This window comes from Lelliottia sp. RWM.1, from assembly GCF_016859735.1.
Taxonomy (GTDB): domain Bacteria; phylum Pseudomonadota; class Gammaproteobacteria; order Enterobacterales; family Enterobacteriaceae; genus Enterobacter.
Genome location: NZ_WLVC01000011.1, coordinates 57,468 through 73,009 on the forward strand (window position 1 = coordinate 57,468; position 15,542 = coordinate 73,009).

Annotated in this window: 16 protein-coding genes; 1 reads left to right on the top strand and 15 read right to left on the bottom strand. The window is 51.6% G+C overall.

Features of this window, described 5'->3' with window-relative positions; genetic code table 11:
* Window positions 1-3: 3 nt before the first annotated feature.
* The 4 genes from thiK to hinT are packed head-to-tail and all read right to left on the bottom strand — an operon-like array spanning window position 4 to window position 2,205.
* Window positions 4-828, bottom strand: coding sequence for a thiamine kinase (gene thiK / locus GF617_RS10990; protein WP_203451675.1), 825 nt, complete (start codon window positions 826-828; stop codon window positions 4-6).
* On the bottom strand, window positions 809-1,456 hold the full coding sequence (gene lpoB / locus GF617_RS10995; protein ID WP_203451694.1) for a penicillin-binding protein activator LpoB: 648 nt from the start codon (window positions 1,454-1,456) through the stop codon (window positions 809-811). Before lpoB ends, thiK begins: the two co-directional genes overlap by 20 nt.
* Before the next feature lie 13 nt (window positions 1,457-1,469).
* A complete protein-coding gene (locus GF617_RS11000) occupies window positions 1,470-1,844 on the bottom strand; it encodes a YcfL family protein (protein ID WP_181623080.1) in 375 nt (124 codons plus the stop codon).
* Window position 1,845: 1 nt separating this feature from the next.
* Window positions 1,846-2,205: a purine nucleoside phosphoramidase gene (gene hinT, locus GF617_RS11005; protein ID WP_181623079.1), complete on the bottom strand. Its 360-nt coding sequence runs from the start codon at window positions 2,203-2,205 to the stop codon at window positions 1,846-1,848.
* 351 nt (window positions 2,206-2,556) lie between these two features.
* Between hinT and fhuE the strand changes: the two genes are divergently transcribed.
* Window positions 2,557-4,746 carry a ferric-rhodotorulic acid/ferric-coprogen receptor FhuE gene (fhuE, locus tag GF617_RS11010; RefSeq protein ID WP_203451676.1) on the top strand — a complete coding sequence of 730 codons (2,190 nt, stop codon included), beginning with the start codon at window positions 2,557-2,559 and terminating at the stop codon, window positions 4,744-4,746.
* Window positions 4,747-5,043: 297 nt separating this feature from the next.
* Here the strand turns inward: fhuE and ptsG are convergent, their stop codons facing one another.
* The 11 genes from ptsG to GF617_RS11065 all read right to left on the bottom strand — a co-directional run bounded on the left by ptsG (window position 5,044) and on the right by GF617_RS11065 (window position 15,538).
* Window positions 5,044-6,477, bottom strand: coding sequence for a PTS glucose transporter subunit IIBC (gene ptsG / locus GF617_RS11015; RefSeq protein ID WP_181623077.1), 1,434 nt, complete (start codon window positions 6,475-6,477; stop codon window positions 5,044-5,046).
* Window positions 6,478-6,775: 298 nt separating this feature from the next.
* Window positions 6,776-7,570, bottom strand: a complete 795-nt coding sequence (locus GF617_RS11020; RefSeq protein WP_181623076.1) for a metal-dependent hydrolase — start codon at window positions 7,568-7,570, stop codon at window positions 6,776-6,778.
* Window positions 7,571-7,580: 10 nt separating this feature from the next.
* Window positions 7,581-8,585: a DNA polymerase III subunit delta' gene (holB, locus tag GF617_RS11025; RefSeq protein WP_203451677.1), complete on the bottom strand. Its 1,005-nt coding sequence runs from the start codon at window positions 8,583-8,585 to the stop codon at window positions 7,581-7,583.
* The gene (tmk, locus tag GF617_RS11030) at window positions 8,582-9,223 is read right to left on the bottom strand and encodes a dTMP kinase (RefSeq protein ID WP_181623074.1); all 642 of its coding nucleotides are present in this window, start codon (window positions 9,221-9,223) and stop codon (window positions 8,582-8,584) included. The genes holB and tmk overlap by 4 nt, the downstream gene beginning before the upstream one ends.
* Complete coding sequence (gene yceG, locus GF617_RS11035; RefSeq protein ID WP_181623073.1) at window positions 9,213-10,235, bottom strand: cell division protein YceG; 1,023 nt, start codon at window positions 10,233-10,235, stop codon at window positions 9,213-9,215. The genes tmk and yceG overlap by 11 nt, the downstream gene beginning before the upstream one ends.
* Window positions 10,232-11,047: an aminodeoxychorismate lyase gene (pabC, locus tag GF617_RS11040; RefSeq protein WP_203451678.1), complete on the bottom strand. Its 816-nt coding sequence runs from the start codon at window positions 11,045-11,047 to the stop codon at window positions 10,232-10,234. The genes yceG and pabC overlap by 4 nt, the downstream gene beginning before the upstream one ends.
* 121 nt (window positions 11,048-11,168) lie before the next feature.
* The gene (fabF, locus tag GF617_RS11045; protein WP_203451679.1) at window positions 11,169-12,410 is read right to left on the bottom strand and encodes a beta-ketoacyl-ACP synthase II; all 1,242 of its coding nucleotides are present in this window, start codon (window positions 12,408-12,410) and stop codon (window positions 11,169-11,171) included.
* 91 nt (window positions 12,411-12,501) lie between these two features.
* On the bottom strand, window positions 12,502-12,738 hold the full coding sequence (gene acpP / locus GF617_RS11050; protein WP_003857954.1) for an acyl carrier protein: 237 nt from the start codon (window positions 12,736-12,738) through the stop codon (window positions 12,502-12,504).
* Window positions 12,739-12,892: 154 nt separating this feature from the next.
* Entirely contained in the window at window positions 12,893-13,627 is a 735-nt protein-coding gene (gene fabG / locus GF617_RS11055) for a 3-oxoacyl-ACP reductase FabG (RefSeq protein ID WP_181623070.1), read from the bottom strand.
* Between the two features lie 12 nt (window positions 13,628-13,639).
* A complete protein-coding gene (gene fabD, locus GF617_RS11060; protein WP_203451680.1) occupies window positions 13,640-14,569 on the bottom strand; it encodes an ACP S-malonyltransferase in 930 nt (309 codons plus the stop codon).
* A 15-nt stretch (window positions 14,570-14,584) separates the two neighbouring features.
* Window positions 14,585-15,538 carry a beta-ketoacyl-ACP synthase III gene (locus GF617_RS11065; RefSeq protein WP_203451681.1) on the bottom strand — a complete coding sequence of 318 codons (954 nt, stop codon included), beginning with the start codon at window positions 15,536-15,538 and terminating at the stop codon, window positions 14,585-14,587.
* Window positions 15,539-15,542 lie beyond the last annotated feature (4 nt).

Below are 15,542 nucleotides of genomic sequence, written 5' to 3' on the forward strand. Positions count from 1 at the left end.
CTCTTATCCTTTAATGTGTAACTGACGCCAGACGTCATCTGCCAGCGCGATAAATTGTTTGTCACCGGACTGCTGCCAGCGCAGCTCAAACCACCCAGCCATCAGCATTAATACCCACGGTCGCCAGGCTGCGACCTGCTGACGTAACTGCCTGATATCGATGTTTGCAATCTCAGCATACGTCAGTAGCAGACACTGACGCGCGGCTTCATCGGGAGTCCAGACTGCGGCAAGCTCAAGGGCTACATCGCCATCTCCTGCATACTCCCAGTCAATCAACCGCGCTCCGGCAGGCGTATGGACAATATTTCCGGCATGGACATCCATATGCAGTGGGGCGAGCCTCAGTGGCCGCGGTTCCCCATGTTTACGCAGTTGCCTGAGCTGAGCCAGCCAGAACGGTGTCCTCCGGGCGGGAGCGGCCTGTAGCCAATACTGCTCAAGCAGTGACGTAAGCGCGATTCGCCAGCCCAGACGCCGTTGACGGTGCAAATCATACAGCATGCTCACCAGCGTCGGAGCATCCGGCAGTTCACTTTTGATCTCACCCACAAGATACTCGACCGCCATCCACCCTTGCATAAAGAAGCGAGGCCTGGGCACAAGGGTGGCCGGAAGGCGCATCAGCGTATGGAATTGACGGCGAAAATGGAAGGCAGGAGCTGAGCGATCGTGGTGTTGACGCAATACCAGCCGATGCTCACCCAACTCAATAAGACAACTCGCGCCGCCAAGCCCGGACTGGGCTTGCGGCGCGACAAGACGATATTGCGGGAAATAACGCGTCAGGAGTTCATCACGCGTGATGTTATTGCTGCGTAACCGCACCTTTACCTGACCAGATAATCTCGCCTGTCTGAACCAGCATCAGTTGCATCTGCAGCGCTGGCGTATTGATGTTGCCCGTGGCATTGGAATACAGCACGTACTGTGCACCGACGTTACGGGCAATGCCGATCGCTTTACTGCGCGAACCCAGACTGTCCTGTGGTGACAAGCCTAGCTGTTGTTTTGCCATCGACAGTTGTTGTGCAGACACCAGCGTAAATTTGCCGTTGTTCGCTAGCGCATTGCGCAGCGTTTCCGTGGCATCGCCCGTATCAAGCGTTCCATTAGTGCGGTTATTCACGCTGTCCACCAGCAGAACACTGCCTGCCGTCACGCCCTGAGCTTGCAGCATTTTCCCCACCATTGGCTGCATTGCGCCGTTCCAGTCGTAATGACGAACCCGGGGTGCGGGTTGTGCATTTTCATCCGTATGTTCGATGGGACCCGGTTGAGCCGGGATCGTGGGAACAGATGGCACAGTTGGTTCGGGCTGTGTCGGCTGTGTGGGTTGTTCCGTACCCGGTTTAGCCTGCTCCACAGGGGCTGGCTCCTGTCCTGGTCGCGTCATACACCCAGCCAAAAAGAGTACAAATGCCGTAACGAGCGCAAAACGGCTCATATTCTTAATCAAGGTTCACCCCTTACAAATAAAGATAAAGTCTCACCTTATGCGCACCCAAATAATTTGCGCTACCGTAGAGCGTGACCGACGAATTTGCCGGTATCGTAACGCTACGCGGCGCTTCAAGTGGGTGCATTTCAAGACCTCTTACGTCATACCAGTAAAAGCGATAATGCACCGTTACTGGTTCGTGTCGTTCGTTATAAAGCGTAGAGGATGCAGAAGGCTGGATTTCACTAATGGTCAACGAAGGCTGCTCTGCCGTAATACCGGCAGCCAGCACAGAGGACTCCATAACCAGCGTCTGTTCATCGCTAACCGGAATGGCGGGTCGCGCACTGCACCCGACTATCGCCAGCGTAATAAACAGCGCTGCAATACGTCCTCTTAACATGTTAAAGACCTTTATGTGTCAGCATCGGACCTAACGGGCGTCCGCCCAACAGGTGCATGTGGATATGATAAACTTCCTGCCCACCATGGCGGTTACAGTTCATGATCAGACGATAGCCGTCTTCAGCAATCCCTTCCTGCTCCGCGATCTTCGCGGCCGCCGTCAGCATACGACCTAATGCCACTTCGTGCTCAGCTTTCACATCATTCACGGTCGGGATCAGAATATTAGGAATGATCAGGATGTGCGTCGGAGCCTGGGGTGAAATGTCCCGGAAAGCCGTCACCAGCTCATCCTGATAGACGATATCCGACGGGATCTCGCGGCGAATAATTTTACTGAAAATCGTTTCTTCAGCCATGACCTTTTCCTTTTCTGTTTAATCTGGCGTGGTGCGTCCGTCAGTAACACACCTTGTCGGTATTACTGTGTGACACAACACAAGAGTATGAGCGAGTTTCTCCTGTCCTTTCAACCTTATCCCTCGATTTCTTTCCTTATTGCCTACTGGCAGCCCGGAGAGTCACCACTCTTACTCTCTGATTCACTGAAACATTATTTCAGTTCCATTCGAAACATCTGTTTACATAGCTAATCACAATGCGTATATTTCGCATTTGCATTTTCATGCGCATTTTCAACATATAAAACGACGCCAGCTCAACACACCGGGACTGACGCTCGACCTTCACCATTCATTAAGGGTTTGATGATGTCTTTCATTAATCACACCAGGGATGGGCAACGTCAGCCTGTCGCAACGCCTTCGTTGCTGGCAGCCTGCATTGCTATGGCATTGACGCCAGCCGTAAGTTTCGCCGCCTCTTCTACTGAAGATACCGTTGTTGTCGACGGTGGATCTGATGATACACAGCCTTCATCCTCCGGCCAGGATCAGGACTACAGTGTAAAAACCACCACTACCGGCACGAAGCTGTTACTCGTCCCGCGTGATATTCCGCAATCTGTCAGCGTGATTAGTCAGCAACGAATGGCCGATCAGAACCTGCAATCGATTGGTCAGGTGCTAACAAATACCACAGGGGTAACTGCTCAGGTACAGGATAGCGACCGTAGCGTATTTTACTCTCGCGGCTTCTTTGTGAGTAATTATGCTTACGACGATCTGCCAACATCCATCAGTGAAGTATGGAACTTTGGTGATACCGCTGCCGATACGGCAATCTACGACCGCATCGAAGTTGTTCGCGGCGCGACGGGTCTGATGTCGGGCACGGGTAACCCCGCCGCCTACGTCAACATGGTACGTAAGCATGCAGACAGCAATGAATTCAAAGGCAATGTCTCTGCCAGCTACGGCAGCTGGGATAAACAGCGCTATGTGCTGGATCTACAAGCGCCACTGGTGGAGTCCGGTAAAGTCCGTGGTCGCTTGATCACCGGTTATCAGGATAATGACAGTTTCGTTGATAACTACCACTACCGTAAAAAATTCCTGTATGGCGTGGTTGATGCCGATGTTACTGACAGCACCACCCTCTCACTGGGTTATGAATACCAGGAAAGCAAAACAGAAGACCCGACCTGGGGCGGCCTGCCGACCTGGTACAGCGACGGTAGCAAAACACATTACAACAAGAGTCAGACAGTTGCCCCTGACTGGGCTTACTCTGACAAAGACAACACCCGGATATTCGCCAACCTGACCCAACGTTTCGACAATGGCTGGGAAGCCCATGTCAACGGGATGCATGCTGAAACGAATTTCGACTCCAAGCTGATGTACATGTCGGGTTATCCGGATAAAGACACTGGTGCAGGCATGGTGGGTTATGGTGGCTGGAACCGTGGCGAGCGCAAGCAAGATGCAGTGGATGCCTTCCTGCGCGGCGGCTTTGATCTGTTTGGTCGCCAGCATGAAATGATGTTTGGCGGCAGTTTCAGCCGTCAGCGTAATCACTACGATAACACTATGCCAGATGCACAGTACGGTATGGTTGATGTCGGTAACTTCAAGAACTGGAGCGGCAACATCGCGGACCCACAATGGACCCCGTGGAAGCTCTACAGTCAGGACGATATTCGCCAGACCTCAGCCTATAGCTCAGCTCGCTTCTCTCTGGCCGACCCACTGCACCTGATCCTGGGGGCACGTTACACCAACTATAACATTCGCTATAACCCTGCCGGCTCCCCGGACACCAGACTGGAGAGCACTAAAGATGAAGTGACGCCATATGCAGGCCTGGTTTACGACATCAACGAAGACTGGTCGACCTATGTCAGCTACACCTCTATCTTCCAGCCGCAGGACAAGCGTGATGCCAATGGCCGCTATCTCGATCCGACCACCGGGAAAAGTTATGAAGCAGGCGTGAAAGCCGACTGGTTCAACACGCGCCTGACCACGTCGATTGCTGTGTTCCGAATTGAACAAGATAACGTCGCCAATAACACTTACACCTATATGCCTAGCGGTGAGTCCATTTACGAATCTCTGGATGGCGTGGTGAGCAAAGGTATCGAGTTTGAACTGAACGGTGCGTTAACCGACAACTGGCAATTGACCTATGGTGCAACCCGTTACATCGCCGAAGATAAGAGCGGAAACGCAGTAAGTTCCGATCAGCCTCGCACCACCATGAAGTTGTTTACCCGTTATCAGTTGCCTATGTTGCCGGAACTGACCGTGGGCGGAGGCGTGAACTGGCAGAACAAAACCTGGACAGATGTAGCAGGTGCTCCCGCAAACAGAACCCGTGCAGAACAGGGCAGCTATGCACTGGTTAACCTGTTTAGCCGTTATCAGGTTACCAAAAACTTTGCCGTGCAGGGGAATATTAATAACCTCTTCGACAAAGAGTATTACGATTACGCCGGTTCGTACCTGGTATATGGTGCGCCGCTTAACTTCTCTGTTAGCGCAAGCTACGACTTCTAAGCATGCATTTCCAACAAAGGGAACCTGAGGGTTCCCTTTTTTTGTCCTAAATCTTCCGTCCACTCAGCGGGGGAGACATCAGTAAAAATCCGCCTTCTTAGAAGGCGGAATTGGTTACGCCCTGAAAGGGCGTACTAAAAACCTAAGGAAGAAGTCTCTGCCAGTCCTGTGAGATTTAAATCCAAAGACAATAAGGCAGAGCCAAAGCCTGTTGATGACCACGCCCACAGGACGTGCTTTTCAGTCGGCAATAAAAAAGGCAGCCTTCTGGCTGCCTTAGTCTCCCCGAATCACAACTTAGTTGCTGCGGATGTATTCATCCATTTCGGTTTTCAGGTTATCGGATTTAGTACCGAAAATTGCCTGAACACCAGAACCTGCAACAACTACGCCTGCTGCACCCAGTTTTTTCAGGCCAGCCTGATCAACTTTAGCAACGTCAGCCACGCTGACACGCAGACGAGTGATACATGCGTCCAGGTTAGTGATGTTTTCTTTACCGCCGAATGCTGCGATCAGTGCCGGAGCCATCTCGCTGGTTGCACCCGATTTCACGTCATCGGTAGCATCTTCACGGCCTGGTGTTTTCAGGTCCAGTGCTTTAATCAGCACGCGGAAGATGGTGTAGTACAGCACGGCATAGCACGCACCCACGATTGGGAACAGCCAGAGCTTGCTGCTGTTACCAGACAGAACGATGAAGTCGATCAGACCGTGAGAGAAGGACGTACCGTCACGCATACCCAGCAGGATACAGATTGGGAACGCCAGACCCGCCAGAATCGCGTGGATAACGTACAGAATCGGTGCAACGAACATGAAGGAGAACTCGATCGGCTCGGTGATACCGGTCAGGAACGAGGTCAACGCTGCAGAGATCATGATACCGCCCACTTTTGCACGGTTCTCTGGTTTAGCAGAGTGCCAGATAGCAATTGCAGCAGCCGGCAGGCCGTACATTTTGAACAGGAAGCCGCCAGACAGTTTGCCTGCAGTCGGGTCACCTGCCATGTAGCGTGGAATATCACCGTGGAAGACCTGACCCGCAGCATTGGTGTACTCACCAATTTGCATCTGGAATGGAACGTTCCAGATGTGATGCAGACCAAACGGCACCAGGCAACGCTCGATGAAACCGTAGATACCAAACGCCACAACTGGGTTCTGGTATGCCGCCCACTGAGAGAAGGTCTGGATAGCAGAGCCGATCGGTGGCCAGATGAAGGACAGGATCACGCCAGTGAAAATCGCTGCCAGACCAGAGATGATCGGGACAAAACGCTTGCCCGCAAAGAAGCCCAGATACTCAGGCAGCTTGATGCGATAGAAGCGGTTAAACATGTACGCTGCAATAGCACCCGAGATGATACCGCCGAGAACACCGGTATCAGCCAGGTGTTTCGCTGCGATTTCTTCAGCAGGTAAGTGCAGTACCAGAGGCGCAACTACAGCCATGGTTTTTACCATGATGCCGTAGGCGACAACTGCGGCCAGAGCGGATACACCGTCGTTATTGGTGAAGCCCAGAGCAACACCGATAGCGAAGATCAGCGGCATGTTAGCAAAAACAGACCCGCCTGCTTCGGCCATCACGTGGGAAACTACGGCTGGCAGCCAGCTGAAGTTTGCAGAACCGACACCCAGCAGGATACCTGCGATAGGCAGTACGGATACTGGCAGCATCAGCGATTTACCGACCTTTTGCAGGTTAGCAAATGCATTCTTAAACATAATTGAGAGTGCTCCTGAGTATTTGTGCTTTTTTTTACGCTTTCACGCATGGGCTCGGGGGGAGGACCGCGCCGTGGACAGGACATCTAAGCGCCCTTTATTTATTACACAGAGTAAAATAAATCCCTCTGACTTTGTTTGACGGCTATCACGTTTCAGCTTAAGGCGGACGAAAAACTTTCAGAGATTTACAAAAAGCATTTCTGGATGTGTCTAAATACACCGTCACCGCCCCAAATGAGGCGGTGAACTTTACTCGCTTTATTTATTAATTACGAGCCTAAAAAAAACAGGTGTATCAAACAGATTGCAGGCGGGCGGGGTCGATATGGAACAGCGTAGAGAAGTTTTCCGTCGTTACACGTGCCAGCGCTTCAATACTGACACCTTTCAGGACGGCCATATACTCCGCCACATCTCTCGTCATCGCTGGCTGATTTTCTTTACCGCGATGCGGTACTGGGGCCAGGTAAGGAGAGTCAGTTTCCACAAGCATGCGATCAAGAGGCACATAACGTGCCGCATCACGAAGCTGCTCAGCGTTACGGAAGGTCACAATCCCCGAGAACGAGATATAAAAACCTAAATCAAGCAGCTTGCCCGCCGTTTCTCTGTCTTCTGTGAAACAGTGTAGTACGCCACCGCAATCCGTCACCTTTTCTTCCTGGAGGATAGCAAGCGTATCCGCCCGGGCATCGCGGGTGTGTACAATAACCGGCTTATTCAGCTCACGACCAATGCGGATATGATGACGGAAAGACTCCTGTTGACGTGGCTTTGTTTCAGGCGTGTAAAAATAATCCAGCCCGGTTTCCCCCATGGCTACCACGCCCTCTTCCGCCGCCAGACGCCGCAGATCTTCTACATCGTACTCTTCGTCCTGATTCAAGGGATGTACGCCACAGGAAAAGACCACGTTATCGCGAACGCCTACCAGGTCACGCATAGTGCGATATCCCGGTAAAGTCGTTGCAACGGCCAGACAAAATTTCACATCACGGGCGGCGGCTTTTGCCAGCACATCGTCCACATTTTTATGCAGGGATTGATAATCCAGGCCATCGAGATGGCAGTGTGAGTCGACTAAAAACATGATGTCTCTCTCAGAGATGGGAAACAGGCAGCAATGTGCCTGGTTGCAGGTAATGTTCGATACGCAGTAACTGGTCTGTAAGTAAAAGCTCGCGATTCAGCCCGGTCACTGTTAAAAGTTGTTCACGACTCTGGCAGACATCGTGAAGGATGGCTCGTAGTGAAGCACCTGAAAGACGGTTTGCCAGCGTATTAACCAGTACCCAGACGTCTGGATTGGTTAATAGCGTTGCCCCTTGTTGCACTTTCAACGCATCAAGAAGCAGTGATGCCAGCCAGTGCAAACGTTCAGCACCCTGTTCATGGTTCAGAATACCTAACAAGCTCAACCAGTCACGGCTTTCCAGTGCAGACTCAACGCCCTGGCACAACAAGGTACGTTGCGACCAGACTTCAGGTGTCAACATAACCAGTGCGGCAGCAGGCGCGCCGCTGCAAAGTCGTAATGCCGCGAGCGCCTCGTCTTGTGACGTTGTCACCTCGCGCTCCAGCCACGCTAAAGCCCAGTTTTCCTGGGGGGCTGAAAGGTGATGAAGCTGACAGCGGCTACGTAATGTCGCCAGTAATCGGCCAGGTTCACGGCACGTCATGAAGAACCAGGTCTTTTCTGGCGGCTCCTCAAGCGTTTTTAATAATGCATTGGCCGCTGCCTCTGTAAGAAGCGCAGCATCTTTCAACCAGACAACCTTCGCGCCCCCCAGTCGGGCATGCTCATACAGCTTTTCACTGACTTCACGCACCGCATCAATGCCAAGCGTATTCTTCCCTTTCTCCGGCTCAAGGGTGTAATAGTCAGGATGCGTACCCGCCTGCATTAGCTGGCAGCCCCGGCATTTGCCGCAGCTCTTATGCCCTTCTGGTTGCTGACACATCAAAAACCGGGTGATGGCGTAAATCAACGCATCATCGCCCATTCCAGGTAACGCCTGAATCAGTAATGCATGATGCCCCCGACCAGCCTGATAGCTGCTAATCAGCTGTTCAAAGTGCGGGCGCAACCATGGATACCATTTCATGCCTGCAGCTCCTGTAGCCACTGAGTAACCGTTTCACGAATTGAATGGGTCACGCCTTCCAGTGATTGCGTAGCATCAATAGTTCGAATCGAACGATCCTGCCCGGCCAACTCCAGATAGCGAGCACGTGTACGGTTGAAGAAGTCCAGCGACTCTTGTTCAATGCGATCCAGCTCACCGCGAGCGCGAGCGCGTTTCAAGCCAACTTCCGGAGTCACATCCAGATAAAGTGTAAGATCTGGACGGAAATCCCCTAGCACAGCATCTCGCAGCGTCGCTAACATGTTCTGATCAATACCACGTCCACCGCCCTGATACGCCTGAGTAGACAGATCGTGACGATCGCCAATCACCCACTGACCTTTAGCCAGCGCGGGCTTGATGACCGTCTCAACCAATTGCACGCGCGCAGCGTAGAACATCAGCACTTCGGCTTTGTCATTGATAACTTCGTCGCCAACGGATTTGATATCCAGCACCAGGCTTCTCAGTTTTTCAGCCAGTTGTGTACCACCCGGTTCGCGGGTGAACACCATTTCCGTGATGCCCAACTCTTTGAGCGTGTCGACGACCACATTGCGGGCGGTGGTTTTCCCTGCCCCCTCTAGTCCCTCAATGACAATGTATTTACTGCGCATTTTTTTCCTTAAGTGCCTTCAGATAATCCTGAACAGAGCGATTGTGACTGGTAAGGTTTGTATTAAAGGTATGTCCACCTTTTCCGTCAGCCACAAAATAGAGATACGGTGTTTTTGCCGGATGTGCGGCGGCCTGTAATGATGCCTCACTCGGGGTGGCAATCGGGCCTGGCGGTAACCCACTAATCACGTAGGTATTATACGCCGTTGGCGTCTCCAGATCTTTCCTGCCGATCTTCCCGGTATAGTTTTCACCCATTCCATAGATCACCGTAGGATCGGTTTGCAGGCGCATGCCGATACGCAGTCGGTTGATGAATACTGAGGCCACCTGGTCACGTTCTGCTGCTACAGCCGTCTCTTTTTCGATGATTGAAGCCATCGTGACGAACTGGTTTTGATCTTTGTAAGGCAACCCATCCACACGCCCTTCCCATGCAGCATCCACTGCCGCGACCATCTTTTTGTGTGCGCGTTTCAGGATAGCGACATCGGTTGTGCCAGCCGTATACATCCACGTATCAGGCCAGAACCAGCCTTCAACCCACTCAGGGTGTTCAAATTTCAATACTTCAGCAACGGTCTGATAGCTATCATCTTTCAACGTATGCTTGATGTAGGGTGCGTCGCGCAGTTGTTTGAGATAATCACTCACACGCATTCCTTCAACAAAACGCAGCGGGAACTGCGCTTCTTTACCACTTTCCAGCAGTTGCAGCATGTCTCTTACCGTCATACCTGGAATAAAGCGATAAGTACCGGCTTTGAAATGCGATAATTCAGGCTCAAGACGGAGGAGCCACTGAAAGACTCGCGGCCGATTGATAACCTTATCACCATAAAGCTGCTCGCCCAGAGCCAGCCGCCCTGTACCCGCTTTCAGCGTAAAAATGGTCTCTTCTTTGATCAGAATTTTACTGTCCGCCAGTTGGCGGACTTTCCACACCCCAGCCCCACCAGCGATAGCCAGCACAACAACAAGGAGGAGGACAAAGCGCAACATTTTCTTCATGACGACCTGGTTTGTTCACATAACGGGGCTAAAAACTGAAAAAGTTCACGGGATGACCAGCGTTGTTCCCCATAAGTACACACGGGGACAACAGGCATCAATGCGTTACAGATGACAACTTCATCTGCGGATGATAGTGCATCCAGACTTGCGTTAACTTCGACAACGCGGAAGCAAGAGCGTGCCAGGTGTTGTAAACAAAACTGGCGCATGATGCCATCCACACCCGCCTGTTCCATCCCCGGTGTGAACACATCTGCGCCCTTCCGCCATAATAAATTAGCCGCACAGCATTCCGTAATGACCCCTTCGCTGTCAAGAACCAGCGCTTCGTCAGCATCTGACTGTTCAAGATGAGCGCGGATTAAGACCTGTTCAAGGCGATTGAGGTGTTTAATACCTGCAAGCATGGGGTTTCGCCCCAATCGTACCGGACTTAATTCAAGCCTAATCCCGTCACGACGCCAGCGGTCGTAATGGGCCGGATAATCCGAAACGGAGAGTATGCGGGTGGGATACTGGCAATTAGCACCGCTGTAACCACGGCCACCGCTTCCCCGACTGATAATCACTTTGAGCACACCGGTTTCTTTTCCTGCTGCCAGCCCGATCATTTCGCGCTGAAGCTCATCCCATTGCGTAAAAGAGATCAGCAGTTTCTCACAGGCACTCTTCAACCGCCGGATATGTTCGGCGAGAAGGCAAACCTCTCCGGAAAGGATCCTTGCAGTCGTAAAACAGCCATCACCAAACTGAGTCGCCCTGTCACTTGCAGGTAAGTAATCTTGCTCAAGGCCATTAATTAAAAACATGGTGGCTCCTTATGCGTGGTGATTCAGTCTGGCAGGCAGAATGGCACCGGACAAGGGGATAAAACTGAATAAAAAAGGTCCGACAAGCGGACCTTTTTTATTTTCCATCTGGCAATCAGTCTCAGACTTTTTTAAAGATCAGAGAACCATTCGTACCACCGAAGCCAAAGGAGTTGCACAGCGTATACTCCATGCCACTCACCTGACGAGCTTCGTGCGGAACGAAGTCCAGGTCGCAACCTTCATCTGGATTATCCAGGTTGATGGTCGGCGGAACAGCCTGATCGCGCAGCGCAAGGATGGAGTAGATAGATTCTACTGCACCCGCCGCACCTAACAGGTGACCGGTCATGGATTTTGTAGAACTCACCATAACACTGCGTGCAGCATCACCAAACACAGACTTAACGGCCTGAGTTTCGGCTTTATCCCCTGCTGGTGTAGATGTACCATGAGCATTGACATAGCCGATCTGGCCTGGTGTGATGCCCGCATCGCGGATCGCATTCACCATTGCCAGCGCAGCACCCGCACCATTTTCCGGTGGAGATGTCATGTGGTAAGCATCACTACTCATGCCAAAGCCAACGATTTCAGCATAAATTTTCGCGCCACGTTTTTTCGCATGTTCGTACTCTTCCAGTACGACCATACCCGCACCATCACCCAGCACGAAACCATCACGGTCTTTATCCCACGGACGACTTGCAGCCTGCGGGTTATCGTTACGGGTAGACAACGCACGTGCTGCACCAAAGCCACCAACACCCAACGGGGTACTGGCTTTTTCAGCACCACCTGCAACCATCGCATCAGCATCGCCATAAGCGATAATACGCGCCGCCTGGCCAATGTTATGCACACCGGATGTACAGGCAGTCGCGATAGAAATGCTTGGGCCACGCAGGCCAAACATGATGGTCAGATGACCTGCCACCATATTAACAATCGTTGACGGAACGAAAAATGTGCTGATCTTACGTGGGCCACCATTCATCAGTGATGTATGGTTTTCCTCGATTAAGCCAAGACCGCCAATCCCGGAGCCAATTGCGGCACCAATACGGGTTGCGTTCTCTTCCGTTATTTCAAGGCCAGAATCCTGCATGGCCTGAACGCCAGCGACAATTCCATATTGAATGAAGGCATCCATCTTGCGCTGTTCTTTGCGCGAGATGATCTCTTCACAGTTAAAATCCTTTACTAAGCCAGCAAATTTCGTTGCATAGGCGCTAGTATCGAAATGGTCGATTAGGCTGATGCCGCTCTGACCGGCAAGGAGAGCTTTCCAGGTGGACTCTACGGTATTGCCGACAGGAGACAACATGCCAAGTCCGGTCACAACTACACGACGCTTAGACACGTTTGTCCTCCAGGGAGGGATAAAAAAAGAGATTTGTGGGTCTAAAAAAGATAAAACTCAGGCGGTCGAATGACCGCCTGGAGATGTTCACTTACGCCTGGTGACCGTTGATGTAATCAATGGCAGCCTGAACGGTGGTGATTTTCTCAGCTTCTTCGTCCGGAATCTCAGTATCAAACTCTTCTTCCAGAGCCATTACCAGCTCAACGGTGTCAAGAGAATCTGCGCCCAGGTCTTCAACGAAGGAAGCGGAGTTCACAACTTCTTCCTGCTTAACGCCCAGCTGTTCGCCGATAATTTTCTTAACGCGTTCTTCGATAGTGCTCATACTCTTAAATTTCCTATCAAAACTCGCTTTCGCGATGGTTTTCGTAGTGTATAAAATGTTGAAAAATTTGCAACTAAATCCCGGCAGGTCTTACCACGATTTTACGTTATTTTGAGGCCATTCGCCCTAATAACGCAAATATTTTTCATCGTGGTTAAACCATGTACATCCCGCCGTTGACGTGGAGAGTCTCACCAGTGATGTAACTCGCCTCGTCAGAGGCTAAAAATGCAACCGCGCTGGCAATTTCTTTTGGATCGCCTAAACGACCCGCAGGAACTGCTGCCAGCGTACCCGCACGCTGCTCATCAGTCAGCGCACGCGTCATGTCCGTTTCAATAAAACCCGGAGCAACAACGTTTACAGTAATACCGCGGGACGCGACTTCACGTGCCAACGATTTACTGAAACCGATCAGACCTGCTTTCGCCGCAGCGTAGTTAGCCTGACCAGCATTTCCCATGGTACCAACCACGGAACCAACAGTGATAATACGACCATGACGCTTTTTCATCATAGCGCGCATTACCGCTTTTGACAGACGGAAAACAGATGACAGGTTGGTTTCGATAATATCGTTCCACTCATCATCTTTCATTCGCATCAGCAGGTTGTCGCGAGTGATACCGGCATTATTTACCAGAATATCGACTTCGCCAAACTCTGCACGAATATTTCCCAGAACAGATTCGATAGATGCAGGATCGGTCACATTCAGTACCAGACCTTTACCATTTGCACCAAGATACTCACTGATGGCCTGAGCGCCATTCTCGCTGGTTGCTGTACCAATCACTTTCGCGCCACGCGCAACCAGTGTTTCAGCAATTGCACGCCCGATACCACGGCTTGCGCCGGTAACCAGTGCGATTTTTCCTTCAAAACTCATGGTATTCCTCTTTTATTGCGAGAGTGCCGCTGACATCGCTTCCGGCTCGTTAATCGCCGAGGCAGTCAGGGTGTCAACAATACGTTTTGTCAGACCGGTGAGGACTTTACCAGGACCAACTTCATACAGATGTTCAACGCCTTGCGAAGCCATAAACTCAACGGTTTTCGTCCACTGTACAGGGCTGTAAAGCTGGCGAATCAGTGCATTACGGATAGCTTCCGGTGCAGTTTCGCATTTAACATCAACGTTGTTCACAACAGAGATTACCGGGGCATTAAACGTAATTTTTTCCAGTTCAACCGCCAGTTTATCTGCTGCAGGCTTCATCAATGCGCAGTGAGATGGCACGCTTACCGGCAGCGGCAGCGCGCGTTTTGCACCAGCTGCTTTACAGGCAGCACCGGCACGCTCAACCGCTTCTTTATGACCGGCGATAACCACCTGCCCAGGAGAGTTGAAGTTTACAGGTGAAACCACCTGACCTTCCGCCGATTCTTCGCATGCTTTCGCAATAGCGGCATCATCCAGGCCAATAATCGCTGACATTCCGCCCGTACCTTCCGGCACAGCTTCCTGCATGAATTTACCGCGCATTTCGACCAAGCGAACAGCATCCGCAAATGCAATCACTCCAGCACATACCAGAGCAGAGTACTCACCCAGGCTGTGACCAGCAAGCAGAGCAGGCGCTTTGCCACCCTGCTGTTGCCACACACGCCACAGTGCAAATGATGCGGTCAGCAATGCAGGCTGTGTCTGCCAGGTTTTGTTCAGTTCTTCAGCCGGGCCCTGTTGCGTCAGTGCCCAAAGATCGTAGCCCAGCGCATCGGACGCTTCACGGAACGTCTCTTCAATTACCGGATAGGTCGCCGCCATATCAGACAGCATACCCATAGCCTGAGAACCCTGACCTGGGAACACAAAAGCAAATTGCGTCATCTTTTTATCCTTATACTAGAAACGAACCAGCGCGGAACCCCAGGTGAAACCGCCACCAAAGGCCTCAAGCAAGACAAGTTGACCGCGTTTGATTCGTCCATCACGTACCGCCTCATCAAACGCACAAGGTACTGATGCCGCAGAAGTATTACCGTGACGATCCAAAGTCACAACAACGTTGTCCATCGACATACCCAGTTTTTTGGCCGTTGCGCTAATGATACGCAGATTCGCCTGATGCGGTACAAGCCAGTCGAGCGCAGTGCGTTCGAGATTGTTTGCTTCCAGCGTTTCGTCAACGATGTGCGCCAATTCAGTCACTGCCACTTTAAACACTTCATTACCTGCCATTGTCAGGTAAATCGAGTTGTCCGGATTCACGCGATCCGCGTTAGGCAGCGTCAACAGCTCGCCGTAGCTACCGTCAGCATGTAAATGCGTGGAGATGATACCAGGCTCTTCTGACTGCCCGAGCAGCACAGCGCCAGCACCATCACCAAAAATAATAATTGTCCCGCGATCTTCTGGATTGCAGGTACGTGCCAGAACATCAGCACCGATAACCAGCGCATACTTCACTGCGCCAGATTTCACATACTGATCGGCAATGCTTAGTGCATAGGTAAACCCTGCACAAGCAGCGGCAACATCGAATGCCGGGCAGCCCTTAATGCCAAGCATATTTTGAACCTGGCATGCCGCACTTGGAAACGCATGAGTCGCGGAGGTGGTAGCTACCACAATCAAACCGATCTGTTCTTTATCGATGCCAGCCATTTCGAGTGCGCGCTGTGCGGCCTCATAGCCCATGGTAGCAACCGTTTCATCTGGCGCGGCGATACGGCGTTCACGGATACCTGTGCGTGAGACAATCCACTCGTCAGACGTATCTACCATTTTTTCCAGGTCGGCGTTAGTTCGCACTTGTTTTGGCAGATAACTGCCGGTACCTATAATCTTCGTATACATGTAC

Coding starts and splice junctions, on each gene's coding strand:
- fhuE (WP_203451676.1), top strand. CDS start 2,557: ATGTCTTTCATTAATCACACCAGGGATGGGCAACGTCAGCCTGTCGCA.
- GF617_RS11020 (WP_181623076.1), bottom strand. CDS start 7,570: ATGTTTTTAGTCGACTCACACTGCCATCTCGATGGCCTGGATTATCAA.
- ptsG (WP_181623077.1), bottom strand. CDS start 6,477: ATGTTTAAGAATGCATTTGCTAACCTGCAAAAGGTCGGTAAATCGCTG.
- fabG (WP_181623070.1), bottom strand. CDS start 13,627: ATGAGTTTTGAAGGAAAAATCGCACTGGTTACCGGCGCAAGCCGTGGT.
- hinT (WP_181623079.1), bottom strand. CDS start 2,205: ATGGCTGAAGAAACGATTTTCAGTAAAATTATTCGCCGCGAGATCCCG.
- tmk (WP_181623074.1), bottom strand. CDS start 9,223: ATGCGCAGTAAATACATTGTCATTGAGGGACTAGAGGGGGCAGGGAAA.
- holB (WP_203451677.1), bottom strand. CDS start 8,585: ATGAAATGGTATCCATGGTTGCGCCCGCACTTTGAACAGCTGATTAGC.
- GF617_RS11000 (WP_181623080.1), bottom strand. CDS start 1,844: ATGTTAAGAGGACGTATTGCAGCGCTGTTTATTACGCTGGCGATAGTC.
- fabD (WP_203451680.1), bottom strand. CDS start 14,569: ATGACGCAATTTGCTTTTGTGTTCCCAGGTCAGGGTTCTCAGGCTATG.
- GF617_RS11065 (WP_203451681.1), bottom strand. CDS start 15,538: ATGTATACGAAGATTATAGGTACCGGCAGTTATCTGCCAAAACAAGTG.
- pabC (WP_203451678.1), bottom strand. CDS start 11,047: ATGTTTTTAATTAATGGCCTTGAGCAAGATTACTTACCTGCAAGTGAC.
- acpP (WP_003857954.1), bottom strand. CDS start 12,738: ATGAGCACTATCGAAGAACGCGTTAAGAAAATTATCGGCGAACAGCTG.
- yceG (WP_181623073.1), bottom strand. CDS start 10,235: ATGAAGAAAATGTTGCGCTTTGTCCTCCTCCTTGTTGTTGTGCTGGCT.